Origin of the sequence: Bacillus sp. SRB_8 (assembly GCF_003264205.1) — a bacterium.
Taxonomy (GTDB): Bacteria; Bacillota; Bacilli; order Bacillales; family Bacillaceae_G; genus Bacillus_A; species Bacillus_A mycoides.
Genome location: NZ_NADT01000052.1, coordinates 388 through 18,817, shown reverse-complemented (window position 1 = coordinate 18,817; position 18,430 = coordinate 388). Strand labels below are relative to the sequence as shown.

The window sequence follows — 18,430 nt, the reverse complement described above, 5'->3', positions numbered from 1 at the left end:
TACCTAAAGGGGATAATACCATCCTTGAGATTGAAATCGGCTTTTTTATTTAGGTGGACTATACAAACCATTTTTAACCATATAACATTCCATCGCTTCATTAAGCCATAACTCTTCTTCCTCTGTATAAGGAGAAGGCATCGTATTATTATATTGTTCTTCTACATTCTCTAATTTACCTAGAGAATACATTGTCTCTTCACCGACATACTTAAGAGTCGCTTTCATATGTTCATCAACCAATTTTTGCACTTCTGAATCCTCAATTTGTCTTCCAAATAACCTTTTCACTTCTTTTGCTAAACGCATAAACTCTTTATCAAGTGCTATGTCCTCTTCTTCCGGCTTATTATATAATCCATCAGCCACTTCTTTTGGTACATATTCTTCAAGCCATAAACGTTGTTCGTTTTCTTTTTGGATACTATTAATTAAGCTCATTAATATATTACTATCTACCGCTTCATCTTCCTCAAGGTATACCATTGTTCGTTCAATCGCCTTTATCGAAACTTCAAGTTGGTTTTTCTTTTCTTCAAAGGCTACTCTTTGATTTTGTAATGTTTCTTTTAAGCTTATATTCAAACTTTTCACATTGAGCATGACACGAATTTCTTCTAAACTATATCCTAATACTTTAAGACTCACTATTTTTTGGAGCGCTAATATATCTCTATCTTTATATACACGGTGTCCTGAACTTATATTTTTTTCAGGTTTAAGCAGACCAAGTTCATCGTAATACTGTAGTGTTCGTATTGATATACCTGTTCTCTTTGAAAACTCACCAATTGAATAGCCTTCCTTTTTGCTCATCCTACACTCCTCCTAACAATATGTTTACAAAAATCATACTCCCTCACGTAACTGTAGGTTCAAGCCTTTTTTCAAAAAGAATGAATCAAGTCCCTCACTGCATATATTGAACTATACCTTTTCTTAAGGAGGGCTTTCTTGATGCGTACTCCTTTATCCTTTGATAAAGACACTGCCATATTGTTAGCATCTTGCTGCGAGTTAACGTATGAACAATATAAACAAAATGGCATTTTCGAAATACCCGATGGGTTCCAATATGTACAAGGGTTTCAAGGAAAGGCCATTCAAAAGACAGAATGGTTCGGATTCATATTAGAATCTGAGGATACGATTATTGTAGCTTTTAGGGGCACACAAACAGATACAGATTGGATTATCGATTCACTCGTCAACCAAAGACCATACCCATACGCTTTAAATAGCGGAAATGTTCATAACGGCTTTCTTTCAATTTATGAATCTTGCCGGGATTCTATTATGGATATGCTCGTGTCATTACCAGCCCATAAGAAACTTCTTGCAACAGGCCATAGCTTAGGCGGCGCGCTCGCCACACTACATATACTCGATGCGCGTATCAACACCGCCTTCGCACAGTACGGTCTTTATACATTTGCCTCTCCAAAAGTTGGAGATATCGCCTTTCGAAATTATTATAAACTGCAAGTAGCTAGTAGCTTTCGTTTTGTCAATTTATTCGATGTCGTTCCTCTTCTCCCTCCAAGAAATGTCCATTTTAATGATAAAGACTGGGAATATGCACACGTCCATCACAACATGACATTTACGAAAAATACAAAATCCATTACGAATAACCATTCCATTACAACATACAAAACATGTCTGACCTCTCATTTTTAACCAGTAAACAATTGGAAATTTAATATTTGTATACTATAATAATCTATGAAATTACTTTCGGATGAGGGGACCTTACATGCTAAAATTTATCTTTGCACTTTTTCTAATTGTAATTTTTACGTTTACAGGTTTCTTTACATTTTCATACTTTGCGACAGGCGAATATGGTGGAACAGGTATCATATATACCGCTATCCCATTTCTTTCTTAAGCAAAAAAAGAAAACCGAGCTTAATGAGATTAAGCTCGGTTTTTTAAGTGATTATATTCCTCTTTTAAAAGTGAATACACTTTAGCGTCCCTATACGTATTATTCATTTTTACACTTTGTCTCCATGAATAAAAGTCCCTTCAAAAGGGACTTTCACTTAATACTGTGTAACCGCATTACCAATACTCCAAATCTCATTACTATACTGTAAAATCGTTCGATCACTCGCAAAATGACCAGACTGTGCAATATTTAAAATCGACATTTCTAACCACTTCGTTCGGTTTTCATACGCTCTACCAACAGCTTCTTGCCTTTCCGCATATGGACCAAAATCTCGCAGAACGAAGTATTCATCATTTTGAATTACAAGTGAATCATAAATCGCTTCAAATTCAGCCCCCGACTGTGCAAAGAAACCATTCGTTAACTGATCTACTACTTTTTTAATGTGCATATTGTGGTGATAATAGTCACTTGCACGATATCCACCGTTTTGGTAGTAATGAAGAACCTCATCCGCTGTTAAGCCGAAAATGAAGCAGGCATCATCACCGACCCGGTCTTTTATTTCAATATTAGCTCCATCTAACGTTCCGAGTGTAATTGCACCATTCATCATGAATTTCATGTTACCTGTTCCCGATGCTTCTTTACTTGCAGTTGAAATTTGTTCACTTACATCTGCCGCCGGGAATATATCTTCCGCTAAAGAAACTCGGTAGTTTTCTAGAAAGATAACTTTCATAAATTGACTTACGTACGGATCGGTATTCACTTTTCTTGCAAGCTCATTTATTAATTTAATAATTTTCTTCGCATAATAATAGCCAGGTGATGCTTTCGCTCCAAAAATAAAAGTACGTGGGTAAAATGAAAAACTAGTATCCTCTTTTAAACGGTTATACAAGTACAAAATATGAAGAACATTTAATAACTGTCGTTTATAAGCATGTAGCCTTTTCACTTGCACATCAAAAATAGAATTTGGATCAATAGTGATCCCCATTTTATTATGAATGCTCTCCGCTAAAATAATCTTACGCTCTTGTTTTACCCCTGCAAGCTTTTCTTGAAAACTAGTATCATGTATGAAGTTTTGCAGTGCTTGCAGCTTAATTGGCTCTTTCTTCCATTCTTCTCCAATCGCTTCCGAAATAAGATTCGTCAGCTGTGGATTCGCCTTCATTAGCCAGCGCCTATGAGCAATTCCATTCGTTTTATTATTAAACTTATCTGGATAAAATTCATAGAACAATCGCATTTCACGCTGCTTTAAAATTTCTGTATGAATTTTCGCCACACCGTTAACGCTATGGCTACCAACAATCGCTAAATGAGCCATTTTCACAAGGTCATGCGCAATAATGGCCATGTCCTCAATACGCTTCCAATCGTACGAATAACGGTCCCAAAGCTCATGACAGAAACGTTCATTAATTTCTTCAATAATCATATAAATTCTCGGTAATAACGGTTTAAAAATGCGAATTGGCCATTTCTCAAGCGCTTCTGATAACGTCGTATGATTCGTATAGGAAATCGTCTGCGTTGTTATGTGCCAAGCTTCTTCCCATGTCAATTTTTCTTCGTCTAATAAAATACGCATAAGTTCTGGAATTGCTAGAACCGGATGTGTATCGTTTATATGAATCGCGATTTTTTCATGTAACTGACGAAGACTACCGTGTCTCTCCCTATGCATACGAACGATATTTTGCAAACTTGCTGATACGAGGAAATACTGTTGTTTTAAACGAAGTATTTTCCCCTCATCATGCGTATCATCTGGATATAAAAACTCCGATACGGCCTCTGTTTCACGCTTATATTTCAAAATATCTTTACAATTTTGCGGGAAAGGAACTGGCTCCGCATTCCAAAGCCGAAGCGTATTTACAGTACTCGTTTCATACCCCACAACTGGAACGTCATATGGTACTGCCATAATAACTTCTGCATTTGTATGCCTGAACTCTAAACGTCCATCAATTTCTAGTGGTTCAACGTTTCCAAAATAACTTACTTCTACCGCTTGGTCATACCTTCTTACTTCCCAAACGTTTTCATGAAGAAGCCACTGTTCTGGAAATTCTACTTGATAGCCATCAACAATTTTTTGATCAAACAGACCATGCTTATAACGAATACCACAGCCATGTCCTGGTAAGTTTAAAGAAGCGAGTGAATCGAGAAAACAGGCTGCTAAACGTCCAAGTCCACCGTTACCAAGGCCAGCATCTGCTTCAATTTCTTCTAACTCGTGCAAAGAAATTCCAAGTTCAAAAAGTCCTTTTTCACATACATCTCGAATGCCTAAATTTAATATATTACTGCCTAGTAAACGCCCAAGTAAAAATTCAATGGATAAATAATACATTTGTTTTTGATCTCCAGAACGATACCTTTCATTCGTTGCAATCCATTGACTATTCATATACTCACGTACCATATAACCGAGCGTATTATACTGATCACGAGTTGTAGAATCTTTGAAACTTTTCCCATACATCGTTTCTAATTTCTCTAGAAAAGCGGATTTGAAGCTTTCAACATGAGTAAACATTTTTTCACCACCTCAATGTTATTCCATGAGACTTTTATACAATTTCTTGTATGCAAGAGCAGATTTCCCCCAGCTATAATCTTCAGTCATCGCTTGCTTTACAAGCTTATCCCATACCGGTTTATCTTGATAAAACTCAATTGCACGAAGAATCGTATGTAACATGTCATGCGCATTAAAATTCGTAAAGCTAAAGCCATTCCCAATTCCAGTGTCCTCATCGTAAGAATGTACAGTATCATTTAATCCGCCTGTTTCTCTTACAATTGGAATCGTGCCATATGCTAGCGCAATAAGTTGTCCAAGTCCACACGGTTCAAACAGCGATGGCATTAAAAACAAATCGCTTCCCGCGTACACTTGGTGCGCTAACGCTTCATTAAACCCAATATATACTTTTACCTTTTCTGGATACTCGTATGCCATCCATTCAAAGAACTGCTCGTATTCAGAATCGCCTGATCCTAAAATAATACATTGTACATCTTCTTCCATTATTTCACGGAATACAGTACGTACTAGATCAAGCCCCTTTTGTTTCGTTAATCGTGTTACCATCGAAATAACTGGTGTATCTTCTTTTTCTGGTAAACCAAAATAACGCTGCAATGCGCGTTTATTTTCATTCTTTTCATCTAGCGATTCTGCACTATACTGAGCCGTAATATATGGATCTGTTTCTGGATTATATACGCTCGTATCAATTCCATTTACAATGCCACTAAGCTTATCATTATATTTTCGTAGCAATCCATCTAACTTCTCACCGAAAAACTCATATTGAATCTCTTCTTTATATGTCGGGCTAACCGCTGTAATTTGGTCAGATGCGATAATACCGCCTTTCATAAAGTTCACGTTTCCATAAAACTCAAGCTGTTCACTATGAAAATATTCATGACCAAGCTCCAGTAAGTCGTACATCACTTCAGGAGGAAATACACCTTGGAACTGCAAGTTATGAATCGTATATACCGTTTTAATATGCTCATATAACGGGTTATCTTGATACTTTTCACGAAGTAAGAAATTAACCATAGCTGTATGCCAATCATGGCTATGAAGAACATCTACTTCGAAATCAAGATGCGGAATACACTCTAAAACTGCTTTTGAAAAATAAGAAAAACGCTCCCCATCATCATAATGGCCATATAGAGAATCTCTCTTAAAATAATATTCATTGTCTATTAAGTAATACGTAATCCCGTCCTGCTCACCTTTTAAAATCCCGCAATATTGATTTCTCCATCCAAGGGGAACGCTAATTACTTTATGAAGCGTACATCCTTCTCTTAACTCTTTCGGGATAAGACTGTAGTTTGGAAGTATAATGCGAACATTCACTCCTAATTTTTTTAATTCTTTTGGAAGCGCTCCTGCTACATCAGCTAGACCTCCGGATTTAATAAACGGTACACATTCTGATACTGCAAATAAAATATTCACCTGTTGTTCCACTGCACGAAAAGCGTATACATCATAAATCGCTCTTCTTACAGCTTCCTCCCTTCAAGTTTCCATATAGAGTAAAACCTTAATTAGTGGGGGTTTTCTAAATCCCCCACTAATTATGCACCTGCTATTTACGAATAACTGTTGATTGTACTATTTTGTACACTACCTTTTTCTACAACATATGGCTCATCGGCATTTCCTTTTAACACTACGCCGTCGCCAAGTTTCACATCTTTATCGATAATAACACCGTCTATTATGCAATTATCTCCAATTTGGCTCTTTTGCATAATAATACTATTACGAACAATTGAACCTTTTCCAATTTTAACAGAACGGGAGACAACACTATTTTCTACTTCACCCTCAATAATACTACCGTTTGCAATCATCGTATTTTTCACTACTGCACCCTTCATATAACGAGTTGGTGGCTCATCTTTTACTTTCGTAAAGATTGGTGCTTCTTTCTTAAATAATTGCTTCCAAATAGAAGGCTGCAAAATTTCTAGGCTATGTTTATAGTAACTTTCAATAGAATCAATAATAGCTACATATCCTGTATGTTCGTACGTAGTAATATGCAGTGATTTCCCGCTCTTTTCTCTCACTACATCAAATAAACTGTATTGCTCCACATCTTTATATGTCTCAAATAAGTCTAGCAATAATTGTTTCTTTAACACATATGTTTGAAGCGAAACCCCTTCATGACAAACTTCAGTAATATCTGCAGACGTATGTATATGTCGCTCTAACACCGCTTGAAAGTTTAACGCTGTTACAAGATGGCTATTCGTAATAACAACATATTCTTCTCTGCTTCTTAGAAAATAATCAATATGTCTTCTAAAATGTGCAAAAGATCCAAATTCGTCATGATCACATTGGCAGTTCGGTGGGAATAAAAACAGTCCATCACGCTTTCTATCTAAATCCCACTGTTTTCCTGAACCGACATGATCCATTAAAGAACGATTTTTATGACTTGTAAAAACCGCCACGCTATGAATATTAGAATTCACCATATTTGAAAGCATGAAATCAATGAGGCGGTAACGGCCTCCAAACGGTAACGCCGCTAATGAACGATGCCCTGTTACTTTCTTTAAGGAAGGAAAACTTCCCGTTGCATTAATAATTCCTAACATTTTTTCTCCCATTCATTTCATCCCCCTTTTCTATTTTCCTTCAGCAATTAGTACTACATCATCAACATTTTTTTCTGGACGAATTATTGTCCCATCTTCAATAACCATTTCCGATCCAACGATCGCTCTTTCAATCACAACATTTTTACCAATCTTTGCCCCCGGCATAACGACAGAATCGATTACCATACTACCTTCTTCCACCGTCACTCCTTGGAATAAAACAGAATGCTTCACGTCCCCTTCAATGACGCACCCTTCATTAATAAGTGACTCTTCTACTTTTGCCTGCTGTGCAATATATTGAGGTGGCTCGTTTGGATTTACAGAATAAATGCGCCAATTACGATCGTTCAAGTTCAACGATGTTTCATCGCGAAGTAAATCCATATTCGCTTCCCATAAGCTTTTCACCGTTCCAACATCTTTCCAATATCCTTCAAACGGATACGCCATCAACTTCTTCCCTTCATCTAATAAAAGCGGAAGTACATCTTTTCCGAAGTCATTACTAGATTCAGGGTTTCTTGCATCCATCTCTAAATATTCTTTTAAAATAGCCCAGTTAAAAATATAAATTCCCATTGATGCAAGATTACTTCTTGGAAATTGCGGTTTCTCCTCAAATTCAACAACTTCCATCTCTTCATTTGTATTCATGATGCCAAAGCGACTTGCTTCATCCCACGGCACTTCAATAACAGAAATCGAAACGTCCGCTTCTTTCTCAATATGGTAATCTAGCATTTTGCTGTAATCCATTTTATAAATATGATCGCCTGATAAAATAAGGACATATTCTGGTTCATACTGACTTAAATAGTTTAAGTTTTGATAAATAGCACTTGCCGTACCTGTATACCACTTCACACCTGAAGACTCCGCATAAGGAGGTAACACAGTGACTCCACCGTTTACACGATCAAGATCCCAAGCATTTCCGATTCCAATATAATTATGAAGTTCTAACGGTTGATATTGTGTTAAAATCCCCACCGTTTCAATACCGGAGTTTGCACAGTTACTTAACGTAAAATCAATAATGCGATATTTACCACCAAATGGAACAGCTGGCTTGGCTAAATTTTTTGTTAATGCACTTAAACGACTACCTTTTCCCCCTGCTAGTAACATTGCTACGCACTTTTGTTTTTGAGCCATCTTGTTTTTTGCTCCCCTTTCTCGTCTTCACTGGTCGTAATATGGATACGCCAAATGGTGGAATTGTAATTTCTACATGTGCCGCTTGATTATGATATGGCTCTAGAATCGTCTTGAGACGTTTCTTATTAACTTGCCCCGATCCGCCATATTGCGCCGAGTCACTGTTTAAAATTTCGTTATAGTACTCGAAATCTGGTACACCTACTTTATAGTTTTCATATGTAGCTTTCGTAAAATTACATACGACAACTAACGCATCTTCCTGCTTATCCCCTTGGCGGATAAACGAGAAAATACTTTGCTCATTATTATTAGCATCAATCCACTGAAATCCTTCAGGCGAGTGATCTAACTGCCAAAGTGGTTTTGAGCGCTTATACAATGCTATGAGCTCTTTAAAGTAATCATGCATATTACGATGCATTTCAAAATCATGTAAATTCCAATCTAAATCTTCAAGGTCTTTCCACTCATCAAATTGCCCGAATTCTCCACCCATAAAGAGTAATTTCTTACCTGGATGAGTAAAGAAATATCCATATAATAAACGAAGCTGAGCAAACTTATCCCAGTAATCTCCCGGCATTTTATTTAATAACGACTTTTTCCCATGAACGACTTCATCATGAGAAAGCGGCAATATGAAGTTTTCAGAGTGAGCATATATTAAAGAGAATGTCATTTTCTCATGAATGTATTTCCGGTACTCTGGCGCACATTCCATATATTTCAGCACGTCATTCATCCAACCCATATTCCATTTATAATTGAATCCAAGTCCACCCTCGTATGTTGGAGCTGTTACAAGTGGCCAAGCTGTTGAATCTTCCGCTGTCATAAGAAACTCTTCATCTTCTGCAAACACGGCTTCATTTAACTCTCGTAAGAAAGAAACGGCGTGTTCATTGCTTTGCTCTTTTCCTTCTTTATTCCAGTACAGCATATTCGCAACTGCATCTACCCTGAAACCATCAATATGGAAATACTTCATCCAAAATAACGCATTTGAAATTAAGAAATTACGTACTTCTCTCTTCCCTAAATCAAAATTAACAGTTCCCCATACAAGGTTTTCTTGTACGTCTCTATCTTTATATTCATAAGTCGGTGTCCCATCAAACAAATATAAACCGTGAGCATCTTTACAAAAATGCCCCGGTACCCAATCTAAAATGACACCGATTCCATATTTATGACATTCATCGACAAAATACATCAAATCATGTGGCGTGCCGAATCTACTTGTCGCTGCATAATATCCTGTTCCTTGATATCCCCAAGAACGATCATATGGATGCTCAACAAGCGGCATAATTTCAATATGTGTAAATTGATGTTCCACCACATACGGAATGAGCTCCTCGGCCATTTCTCTGTAAGAATACAGAGCGCCACTCTCTTTCTTTTTCCAAGAACCGAAATGTAATTCGTAAACTGTCATCGCTTCTTTATAAATCGATTTTTTCTTTCTCTTACGAATCCAGTTTTTATCATTCCATTCATATCCCTCTATATCAAAAACTACAGATGCCGTATTTGGTCTTACTTCTGCATATACTGCATAAGGATCCGCTTTTAAAATAACGTCACCGTCCATCGTTTCAATCGCATACTTATATATATCATTCTCTTCAATATGCGGTACAAACAAGGACCAAATCCCCTCTTCTGTCACTTGTAGCATCTTATGTTGCTCATAATCCCATTCATTAAAATCCCCAACAACACTCATTGCTTTCGCATGAGGAGCCCATACTGTGAATCGTACCCCTCGCATCCCATCTTCCGTCACAATATGTGCGCCAAAGATGTTATAACTGTCATAGTACTTTTCTGTATGAAACTCATCTCGTTTCACTTCTTCACAATTTATTACATCCAATATGTTCACCTCACTAAGATGACAGAATTTTTTTACTCTTTATCATTTCTGCGAAAAACTGAAATATCCTTGTTATTTTTTTAAAAATATTCGTTTTTTTCTTAAATTTCACTTAAAATGTTCACATTTTTCGTGTAAATTATCGAATTTTGACGAATATTCATTGCAAGCGCTTCATTTTCCTTACTATTTCTCGCCTTTCATTGTTGCTCAATATTTATTTTATTGGTTTCTCTCTGTATTTCACGCTCTTTCCACGTAAAATACAAACAAAATAATCTGTCATAAAAAAATGTTTCTCAACATTTTTTGTCACAAAATTTATTGAAATGTAAAATTCATAAGCATACACTCGTTCTCAATAACGAACGCCGAGCTTTCGCAACTACAATTCATACTGAAATGCTATGTTTACTTTTTTCATACTCGTTGCGACTGTTTGCTATAAAAATTAAACTAGGGGGCTTTCTTATGTCATTAAAACAAAAAATAGGAATGGGAGTTGTCACTGCATCACTAGGCTTATCACTTACATTTGGCGGTGTATTCGCCTATTTCAGTGATTCTGAAACATCTAATAATTCATTTCAAGCTGGAACATTAGATCTTTCTATTAATCCAAGTGTCATCGTTGATGTGAAAGATTTAAAACCAGGTGATTTTATTGAAAGAAACTTCAAACTTGAAAATAAAGGTTCATTGGACATTGCAAAAGTAGCACTTGAAACATCCTATGAAGTCACAGATGCAAAGAAAAATAATGATGGTGAAGATTTAGGCGATCACATCATCGTCAAATTTTTAGTGAATGATGGAAAGCCATCTAACCCTAATGATAATCATGAAATTTTGTGGGAAACAAAACTATCAGAAGTGAACTACCCACCACTTAGCATCTCTTACGAGCTTACTTGAAGTGGGGGCTTCTCGGTTAGTCGCTACTTTTGATAGCTAACGAATTTGTCCTAGGACAGCCGAGCTAACGCCCTTGTTCCAAAGGTTATTTTGTTCTATTTATGCTAGCGCTAATAGGCGTATGGCTTCTCTTTTGATATTAATAGCTGCGTTATAGTCGCGACTTATTGTTAGTCCACAAGAACACTCATACGTGCGTTCAGATAGTAGCATATCTTTTCTGTTTCCACAATTACTACACATCTTTGTAGAAGGAAACCGCTTATCTACTTTTACAAGCTGTTTTCCTTGTTCTTGTAGCTTATATGCTAAAAATGTCGTGAACATCCTCCAACCGTTATCTGCTACACTCTTACCAAAGCGAAGTGCTCGTGACATTCCTTTCATATGTAAGTCTTCGATTGCTACAACGTCAAAGTTCGTAGCTAATTCTTTAGACTTGTGATGAAGGAAATTTTTACGTTGATTGGCGACCTTTTCATGCAACTTCGCTACACAAATGCGTTGTTTATTCCAGCGCACTGAGCCTTTCACACGTCTTGCTAATACTCGTTGTGCCTTTGCTAATCTGTCTAACATCTGACGATAAAAGCGAGGATAATTGGCTTTCTCATCTTCGCTACTCACGTACAATTCAGCCATTGCAAAGTCTAATCCAACTACACTTTCTACTTCTTTTTGTACAATCTCTTTTTCATATTCAGTCAAGATGGACACATAGTATTTACCAGAGGGTGTCATCGAAATCGTACATGATTTGATGATATGGTTTGGCGGGATCTCTCTATGTTGCTTCAGTTTCACCATTTTCAATTTCGGTAATTTGATATAACCATGAAATAACATAATATTTCCGTTTACTCGATTTGTTGTATAGGATTTTCTACTCTTTTTACTTTTGAATGTAGGAAAATCACTTTGACCACTAAAAAAATTCTTATACGCAGTTTGCAAGTTTAATTGAGCGTTAGCCAATGCTAATGAATCGACTTCTTTCAACCATTCATACTTCACCTTGTATTTCGCAGGAGTAGGGAATTTTTGTTTCTTTAGCTCTTCCTTGTTCTCTTTGTATTTTTCGTATACTTTTTTCCGTTCAGCTAGCATTTTGTTATATACAAAGCGTACACACCCAAAAGTTTTACGTATCAGATTTGCTTGTTCTTCTGTTGGATACAGACGAAATTTGTACGCCTTATTATGCTTTGTCATATTAATTCATCTCACTTTTCGCCTTGATTTCCCATAAACTGTTTTACTTTATCTACGGCGAACCACCAAAGATGATAACACAACATGAACACTGAGTTAATATTATTTAATTTCATGGTTATACCAAAATTCCCCTCTTATAAGACTGATTATATCAGAGGCAAAATAAATAGGAAAACTAAATTTTTCGGACTAAATCAAACCGAAATTATCGCTAGCAACTATGGTAAAAAAGGACTATCTGTGAAAGACGGCGACCTTAACAAAGATGGCATTGTCGACGAAAAAGATATTCGTTTCGTTGAAAAGAACTTCTTGAAAAAAGGACCGGATGCATCTAAATCACAAACACCTGTTGAAAAATCAAAAAGCAGTACACTGGCAGATATTTTAAAGAAATTAGGATTAACACCTAAAAAATAATAATAAAGAGCACTCTATATAAAGTAGAGTGCTCTTTTCTATAAACGACCCTTATCCAGCAAAAGGGGTATATTGGGGATATACAAGGGAAACCGGAAAAGGAATTTATATTAAATTATATAAAAACTCAGAGGTAGGAAGCAGTTTCCCGCCTCTGAATTATTTAGCAATTATTATAGTACTGGTGCCATTGTTTCTTTTAATACTTTTACAGAATGAGCGAATTTCGCTTTTTCTTCTTCATTTAGCTCAAGTTCTACGATTTCACGTACACCTTCGCGGTTAATAACAGCTGGAACACCTACGAAAGCATCTTTCTCACCATATTGACCTTCAAGGTATGCCGATACAGTTAATACGCTGTTCTCGTTGCTTAAGATTGCTTTAGTTACACGAAGTAGTGACATACCGATTCCGTAGTAAGTTGCGCCTTTACGCTCAATAATGTGGTAAGCTGCATCGCGTACATTTTCAAAGATTTTATCTAAATCTTCTTGGTTATACTGTTCGTTGTTCGCTAAGATTGTTTCTAGTTTTTGTACACCTACAGTAGCGTGGCTCCATACTGGAAGTTCAGTGTCACCGTGCTCACCTACGATGTAAGCATGAACGTTACGTGGATCTACATCTAAGTAGTCACCTAACATGTAACGGAAACGAGCAGAGTCTAAAGTAGTACCAGAACCGATTACGCGCTCTTTCGGTAAACCAGATTCTTTCCAAGTTACGTAAGTTAAAATATCAACTGGGTTAGTTGCGATTAAGAAGATTCCATCGAATCCGCTATCCATAATACCGCGAACGATTTGTTTAAAGATCTTTGTATTTTTCTCAACTAAGTCTAAACGAGTTTCGCCTGGCTTTTGTGGTAATCCAGCAGTGATAACTACTAAATCTGCATCTTTACAATCTGCATAGCTACCGCTCCAAACTTTTGTTGGTGCTGGAGAGAATGGTACCGCATGGCTTAAGTCCATTGCTTCTCCTTCTGCTTTTGCTTCATTAACATCTACTAGTACGAATTCTTCAGCTACACCTTGGTTGATCATTGAGTAAGCGTAACTACAACCTACAGCTCCTGTTCCTACTAATACTACGCGATTGATACCTTTTTTCATGCTAATTTCCCCTTTCAATTGTTTACATCTATTTTTTATTATTGTTTAAGTAATTAATTAAAATACTAATTTAATGTTGTTTAACTTCTTTACATACATATTGTAGCACGGATTATTGTGAATTCCTTCACAAATTATGACCTATTTGTGAACTTTTTCACATAGAGTGTAAAATGATTAGATCAAGTGTGGAATCAATACCAATGAGGATGTTTTATAAAGATTGTGAATCGAAATAAACAAGTTTAATTACCACTTTAAAAATGTTTTTACCCCTCTCCATTTTTAGCAACGTACAGATAATATCGTTTCATCAATAGAAGAAATAAAAGAGTAGCCTCAAACTACTCCTCATGCGGTAACACACTATATAAACGAAACTGGGCATTTCTTCCCTGATGCCCTAAGCATATGGGAATCTATTCTACAAACCATTTTCCAAGATACAAGTAAGCAAAACGTAACATATTAAACTTCCAGCTGATCTACTATGAGAAGAATAAATACAACAACAACAATATCTACCCCAGCTAAAATACCAAAGTAAAACCCCTCAAAGTTGAAGAAAAATGCAACTGGTGGAAACAATATTGTTTCTACTCCAAATAGAATAACTACTACACCTACTCGTCTTGCTAACACCCTTTCATTCTATGGATGGAATACAGTATTATATCCTGCAATGAAAGGTGTTCTTTCTTTTTTCAATATATTACTTCCTATCCATATAAATAAACAGCCTGCTAATGCGAAAAGGAGCAAATAAATTAACATGCGCTGTATCACCTCCATTTTAGCAATTACTGTATATTAATAAAGAAATATCAGTTAAAATTATGCATTCTTTTCTAATAATAAACCATTCAATATAAGTGTTAGGCTATGCAACGCTTTAGACAGCTGTTCCTCTGCATCTTCAGAATTCGCGATCCAACAAGCAAGGTCCACTAGTCCGCCATTTATGAATCTTGCTAAAGCTTCACAGTCCGTCTTTTCAATAATACAATACTTCATTAGTTGCTGAAGTATCTCCGCCATCGTCGCTAAACATTGTGACTGTGATGATTGATAATAACTAGTTCCTAATACTGCCGGTGCATCCCGAAGTACAATTCGCTGAATTTCTGGATCAAGTGCCATCGTTAAATAAGCTCGACAGCGCCCAACAAATCCTTCCCAAGTTCCTTCCGCCTCATCTGATACTTTCCGTAATTTATTATCCATTTCCATATCAATTTCTTTTACAACTGCTTCTAGCAATCCTTTTTTATCGCCAAAATGATGATAAATTGCACCACGCGTTAAACCGACAGATGCAGTAAAATCATCCATAGATGTGTTTACATATCCAACTGTACCGAAAGCCTCTCTTGCTGCACTCAGCAATTTAGCGCGTGTTTCAATGATCATTTCTGCTCTTGTTTTTTTAACCATCTTTTCCTCCTACTTCTATTCATTCCCTTTATTCAAAATGAATCCCATTATAGTATCGTTCTCTATATAAAAGAATAACTCCTTTTAACGTTAGCTCTCCATCCAGAGATAAAACATTTCAATTGACATACGCACCGTATGTTAATATGATATTGGCATACGGTGCGTATGTCAATTTTTTCTAGCTTACAAGATAATATAACTTCTTACTTATACCCTAAATTGACTCACTGTCCCTTTTTATAGAAGGTATTAACGACACAGAGGAGGAGTTACAAGAATGAAGAATGTATATGTAAACGTCAAATACTTTGGTGATTATTATGTTTAATTCCTACCGTGAGATTTTCAGTGCTTCTGGTACAAAAGGATTCTCATTAGCAGGCTTTATAGCTCGGATGCCCATATCAATGATGGGGATTGGTATTGTTACAATGTTATCTCAGTTACGTGGTGACTATTGGCTTGCCGGAGCCGTTGCAGCCACCTTCACATTATCATCAGCTTTACTAGCTCCTCATATTTCTCGTATGGCTGATCAATTAGGGCAATCTCGTATACTTCTTCCGACTACAGGTATCAGTGTTTTCTTTACGATTCTCTTACTTCTATGTACGAAATATGAGGCTCCTTATTGGACGCTATTTCTATCCGCCTTATGTGCGGGTTGTATGCCAAACATGTCGGCCATGGTACGTGCACGTTGGACTAAACTATACCGTGGATCTCATAAATTGCATACAGCATTTTCCTTCGAATCGGTCGTCGATGAACTTTGCTTCATCATTGGTCCTGTATTATCCGTCAGTTTAAGTGTTATGTTCTTCCCAGAAGCAGGACCACTTTTATCATGTGTTTTTCTTACAATCGGGGTATGCCTATTCACCATGCAAAAAAGCACAGAACCACATGTACATCCCCACGACATTACAAACAAAGGAACAGTATTTAAAATTGGTACATTACGAGTGCTTGTATTCACACTCATCGCTATAGGTACTATATTTGGCACAATAGATGTAGTTAGTGTGGCTTTTGCTGAGCATCAAGGAAACACAGTAGCTGCTAGCTTTGTGCTTTCCGTCTATGCAATCGGTTCATGCCTAGCAGGTCTTATTTTCGGCACTCTTAAACTCAGTACTCCACCATATAATCAATTTTTAATAGCAGTCACACTATCAATGGTAACAATGCTGCCACTAGTTTTCGTAAACACTATTGCTTGGCTAGTAGTTATTGTTTTCTTTGCAGGCTTATCTGTTGCCCCTACTATGATTATTACTATGGGACTGGTGGAAAAAATCGTACCTGAATCAAAAATAACCGAAGGAATGACCTGGGCAATTACAGGACTTGGTATTGGAGTCTCTCTAGGATCAGCGGTAGCTGGTTTAGTTATTGATACTTTTGGAGCTCGCGCAGGATTTAGTGTGGCTATTATTGCAGGAGGCCTTGCCTTAACTATTGCACTTTTAGGATACAAAACTCTCCACTCCGCATATAGTCATGCTGTTATGAAACCGGATGGGCATTCCGCGGAGAGTTAAAACATATTCAAAAAATAGGATTACCTCTTCTTATGTATAAGAAGAGGTAATCCCATTTAAATTAATATAACTTTTTTGTATCGTATCTTGAACGATATCCTCTGCTTCTGCTGGTGTTACTCCAATTTTAAGCAAATATCTATAAATACTTTTTGATGTTTCTATAATGACCTTTTCATACTCCATCGCTCTCTCCTTTCTATTAGTTAGACGGTTCAAATAGAAAAAAGTATACAAAAATCTATAAAAAAAAGCAGACTATCAAAAGTCCACTTTTATACAACAAAAAAGAGATAGCAGATTATGCTATCTCTTTTAGTATGACCCGTACGGGATTCGAACCCGTGTTACCGCCGTGAAAGGGCGGTGTCTTAACCACTTGACCAACGGGCCAAAATCTGGCAGAGAAGAAGGGATTCGAACCCTCGCACCGCGTTCGCGATCTACTCCCTTAGCAGGGGAGCCCCTTGAGCCACTTGGGTACTTCTCTATAATATGGCTCCGCAGGTAGGACTCGAACCTACGACCGATCGGTTAACAGCCGATAGCTCTACCACTGAGCTACTGCGGAATAATTATGGTGGGCCTAAATGGACTCGAACCATCGACCTCACGCTTATCAGGCGTGCGCTCTAACCAGCTGAGCTATAGGCCCATAAAAAGCGGGTGAAGAGAATCGAACTCTCGACCAGAGCTTGGAAGGCTCTTGTTTTACCACTAAACTACACCCGCATTAAATTAAAAATGGTGAGCCATGAAGGATTCGAACCTTCGACCCTCTGATTAAAAGTCAGATGCTCTACCAACTGAGCTAATGGCTCATTTTGAAAGTGGTGCCGGCTAGAGGACTTGAACCCCCAACCTACTGATTACAAGTCAGTTGCTCTACCAATTGAGCTAAGCCGGCTTGCTATTTCAAAATGGTGGCTCGGGACGGAATCGAACCGCCGACACGAGGATTTTCAGTCCTCTGCTCTACCGACTGAGCTACCGAGCCTTTATTAAAAAAATGGCGGTCCCGACCGGGGTCGAACCGGCGATCTCCTGCGTGACAGGCAGGCATGTTAACCACTACACCACGGGACCATTTGGTTGCGGGGACAGGATTTGAACCTGCGACCTTCGGGTTATGAGCCCGACGAGCTACCGTACTGCTCCACCCCGCGATGATATAATATTTAATTTAGAAAAAATGGAGGAGGTAGAGGGATTCGAACCCCCGCGCGACTCTCGCCGCCTGTCGGTTTTCAAGACCGATCCCTTCAGCCGAACTTGGGTATACCTCCGAGATATGAACTTTGAGTGGTGGACCTTGTAGGACTCGAACCTACGACCGGACGGTTATGAGCCGTCTGCTCTAACCAGCTGAGCTAAAGGTCCTTTATGGTAGCGGCGGAGGGGATCGAACCCCCGACCTCACGGGTATGAACCGTACGCTCTAGCCAGCTGAGCTACACCGCCATAAGTTATATTCAAATAAGTGGAGCCTAGCGGGATCGAACCGCTGACCTCCTGCGTGCAAGGCAGGCGCTCTCCCAGCTGAGCTAAGGCCCCATATTTTGAAAATATCGGGAAGACAGGATTTGAACCTGCGACCCCCTGGTCCCAAACCAGGTGCTCTACCAAGCTGAGCCACTTCCCGTTAATAAAAAACGCGCCCGAGAGGAGT

The 18,430-nt window shown here is 37.8% G+C and carries 14 protein-coding genes, 15 tRNA genes and 2 pseudogenes; 5 read left to right on the top strand and 26 right to left on the bottom strand.

Features of this window, described 5'->3' with window-relative positions:
* Positions 1-45: 45 nt before the first annotated feature.
* Positions 46-816: a MerR family transcriptional regulator gene (locus B5P40_RS28940; RefSeq protein WP_113710336.1), complete on the bottom strand. Its 771-nt coding sequence runs from the start codon at positions 814-816 to the stop codon at positions 46-48.
* Between the two features lie 141 nt (positions 817-957).
* On the opposite strand from B5P40_RS28940, the gene B5P40_RS28935 reads away from it, so the two are divergent.
* Positions 958-1,680 carry a lipase family protein gene (locus B5P40_RS28935; protein ID WP_113710335.1) on the top strand — a complete coding sequence of 241 codons (723 nt, stop codon included), beginning with the start codon at positions 958-960 and terminating at the stop codon, positions 1,678-1,680.
* A gap of 76 nt (positions 1,681-1,756) precedes the next feature.
* Entirely contained in the window at positions 1,757-1,891 is a 135-nt protein-coding gene (locus tag B5P40_RS33860) for a hypothetical protein (protein WP_000911073.1), read from the top strand.
* Between the two features lie 157 nt (positions 1,892-2,048).
* Here B5P40_RS33860 and glgP read toward each other — a convergent pair whose 3' ends face one another.
* The 5 genes from glgP to glgB all read right to left on the bottom strand — a co-directional run bounded on the left by glgP (position 2,049) and on the right by glgB (position 10,112).
* The gene (gene glgP / locus B5P40_RS28925; RefSeq protein ID WP_113710334.1) at positions 2,049-4,457 is read right to left on the bottom strand and encodes a glycogen phosphorylase; all 2,409 of its coding nucleotides are present in this window, start codon (positions 4,455-4,457) and stop codon (positions 2,049-2,051) included.
* Positions 4,458-4,475: 18 nt separating this feature from the next.
* Positions 4,476-5,906, bottom strand: coding sequence for a glycogen synthase GlgA (gene glgA, locus B5P40_RS28920; protein ID WP_002167471.1), 1,431 nt, complete (start codon positions 5,904-5,906; stop codon positions 4,476-4,478).
* Positions 5,907-6,043: 137 nt separating this feature from the next.
* Positions 6,044-7,078, bottom strand: coding sequence for a glucose-1-phosphate adenylyltransferase subunit GlgD (gene glgD, locus B5P40_RS28915; RefSeq protein WP_002129670.1), 1,035 nt, complete (start codon positions 7,076-7,078; stop codon positions 6,044-6,046).
* Positions 7,079-7,096: 18 nt separating this feature from the next.
* Complete coding sequence (glgC, locus tag B5P40_RS28910) at positions 7,097-8,227, bottom strand: glucose-1-phosphate adenylyltransferase (RefSeq protein ID WP_002089246.1); 1,131 nt, start codon at positions 8,225-8,227, stop codon at positions 7,097-7,099.
* A complete protein-coding gene (gene glgB / locus B5P40_RS28905; RefSeq protein ID WP_113710333.1) occupies positions 8,175-10,112 on the bottom strand; it encodes a 1,4-alpha-glucan branching protein GlgB in 1,938 nt (645 codons plus the stop codon). The genes glgC and glgB overlap by 53 nt, the downstream gene beginning before the upstream one ends.
* Before the next feature lie 471 nt (positions 10,113-10,583).
* On the opposite strand from glgB, the pseudogene B5P40_RS28900 reads away from it, so the two are divergent.
* Positions 10,584-10,988: pseudogene (locus B5P40_RS28900) on the top strand (TasA family protein); the annotation flags it as partial.
* A gap of 138 nt (positions 10,989-11,126) precedes the next feature.
* Here B5P40_RS28900 and B5P40_RS28895 read toward each other — a convergent pair.
* On the bottom strand, positions 11,127-12,239 hold the full coding sequence (locus B5P40_RS28895) for an RNA-guided endonuclease TnpB family protein (protein WP_113710331.1): 1,113 nt from the start codon (positions 12,237-12,239) through the stop codon (positions 11,127-11,129).
* A 201-nt stretch (positions 12,240-12,440) separates the two neighbouring features.
* On the opposite strand from B5P40_RS28895, the pseudogene B5P40_RS33855 reads away from it, so the two are divergent.
* Positions 12,441-12,662 (top strand): annotated as a pseudogene (locus B5P40_RS33855) (hypothetical protein); the annotation flags it as partial.
* 173 nt (positions 12,663-12,835) lie between these two features.
* Here B5P40_RS33855 and B5P40_RS28880 read toward each other — a convergent pair.
* The 3 genes from B5P40_RS28880 to B5P40_RS28870 all read right to left on the bottom strand — a co-directional run bounded on the left by B5P40_RS28880 (position 12,836) and on the right by B5P40_RS28870 (position 15,214).
* Complete coding sequence (locus tag B5P40_RS28880) at positions 12,836-13,780, bottom strand: L-lactate dehydrogenase (protein WP_002129674.1); 945 nt, start codon at positions 13,778-13,780, stop codon at positions 12,836-12,838.
* Between the two features lie 468 nt (positions 13,781-14,248).
* The gene (locus B5P40_RS33010) at positions 14,249-14,422 is read right to left on the bottom strand and encodes a hypothetical protein (protein ID WP_181462970.1); all 174 of its coding nucleotides are present in this window, start codon (positions 14,420-14,422) and stop codon (positions 14,249-14,251) included.
* Between the two features lie 192 nt (positions 14,423-14,614).
* Positions 14,615-15,214, bottom strand: coding sequence for a TetR/AcrR family transcriptional regulator (locus tag B5P40_RS28870; protein ID WP_113710329.1), 600 nt, complete (start codon positions 15,212-15,214; stop codon positions 14,615-14,617).
* Between the two features lie 323 nt (positions 15,215-15,537).
* Between B5P40_RS28870 and B5P40_RS28865 the strand changes: the two genes are divergently transcribed.
* A complete protein-coding gene (locus tag B5P40_RS28865) occupies positions 15,538-16,761 on the top strand; it encodes an MFS transporter (protein WP_016120974.1) in 1,224 nt (407 codons plus the stop codon).
* 30 nt (positions 16,762-16,791) lie between these two features.
* On the opposite strand, the gene B5P40_RS33005 is transcribed toward B5P40_RS28865, so the two are convergent.
* The 16 genes from B5P40_RS33005 to B5P40_RS28790 all read right to left on the bottom strand — a co-directional run bounded on the left by B5P40_RS33005 (position 16,792) and on the right by B5P40_RS28790 (position 18,403).
* On the bottom strand, positions 16,792-16,947 hold the full coding sequence (locus B5P40_RS33005) for a hypothetical protein (protein ID WP_165690453.1): 156 nt from the start codon (positions 16,945-16,947) through the stop codon (positions 16,792-16,794).
* A 135-nt stretch (positions 16,948-17,082) separates the two neighbouring features.
* Positions 17,083-17,154 (bottom strand) — tRNA-Glu (locus tag B5P40_RS28860).
* A 6-nt stretch (positions 17,155-17,160) separates the two neighbouring features.
* Positions 17,161-17,251: transfer RNA gene (locus B5P40_RS28855), tRNA-Ser, on the bottom strand.
* Between the two features lie 6 nt (positions 17,252-17,257).
* Positions 17,258-17,332, bottom strand: a tRNA-Asn gene (locus tag B5P40_RS28850).
* 7 nt (positions 17,333-17,339) lie between these two features.
* Positions 17,340-17,416, bottom strand: a tRNA-Ile gene (locus B5P40_RS28845).
* Between the two features lie 6 nt (positions 17,417-17,422).
* Positions 17,423-17,493: transfer RNA gene (locus B5P40_RS28840), tRNA-Gly, on the bottom strand.
* A 13-nt stretch (positions 17,494-17,506) separates the two neighbouring features.
* Positions 17,507-17,582, bottom strand: a tRNA-Lys gene (locus B5P40_RS28835).
* Between the two features lie 10 nt (positions 17,583-17,592).
* Positions 17,593-17,668 (bottom strand) — tRNA-Thr (locus B5P40_RS28830).
* A 14-nt stretch (positions 17,669-17,682) separates the two neighbouring features.
* Positions 17,683-17,758: transfer RNA gene (locus tag B5P40_RS28825), tRNA-Phe, on the bottom strand.
* Between the two features lie 13 nt (positions 17,759-17,771).
* Positions 17,772-17,847 (bottom strand) — tRNA-Asp (locus B5P40_RS28820).
* A gap of 3 nt (positions 17,848-17,850) precedes the next feature.
* A tRNA-Met gene (locus tag B5P40_RS28815) sits at positions 17,851-17,927 on the bottom strand.
* 27 nt (positions 17,928-17,954) lie between these two features.
* A tRNA-Ser gene (locus B5P40_RS28810) sits at positions 17,955-18,047 on the bottom strand.
* 17 nt (positions 18,048-18,064) lie between these two features.
* Positions 18,065-18,141 (bottom strand) — tRNA-Ile (locus B5P40_RS28805).
* Positions 18,142-18,145: 4 nt separating this feature from the next.
* A tRNA-Met gene (locus B5P40_RS28800) sits at positions 18,146-18,222 on the bottom strand.
* Between the two features lie 20 nt (positions 18,223-18,242).
* Positions 18,243-18,315: transfer RNA gene (locus B5P40_RS28795), tRNA-Ala, on the bottom strand.
* Positions 18,316-18,329: 14 nt separating this feature from the next.
* Positions 18,330-18,403, bottom strand: a tRNA-Pro gene (locus B5P40_RS28790).
* Positions 18,404-18,430: the final 27 nt, after the last annotated feature.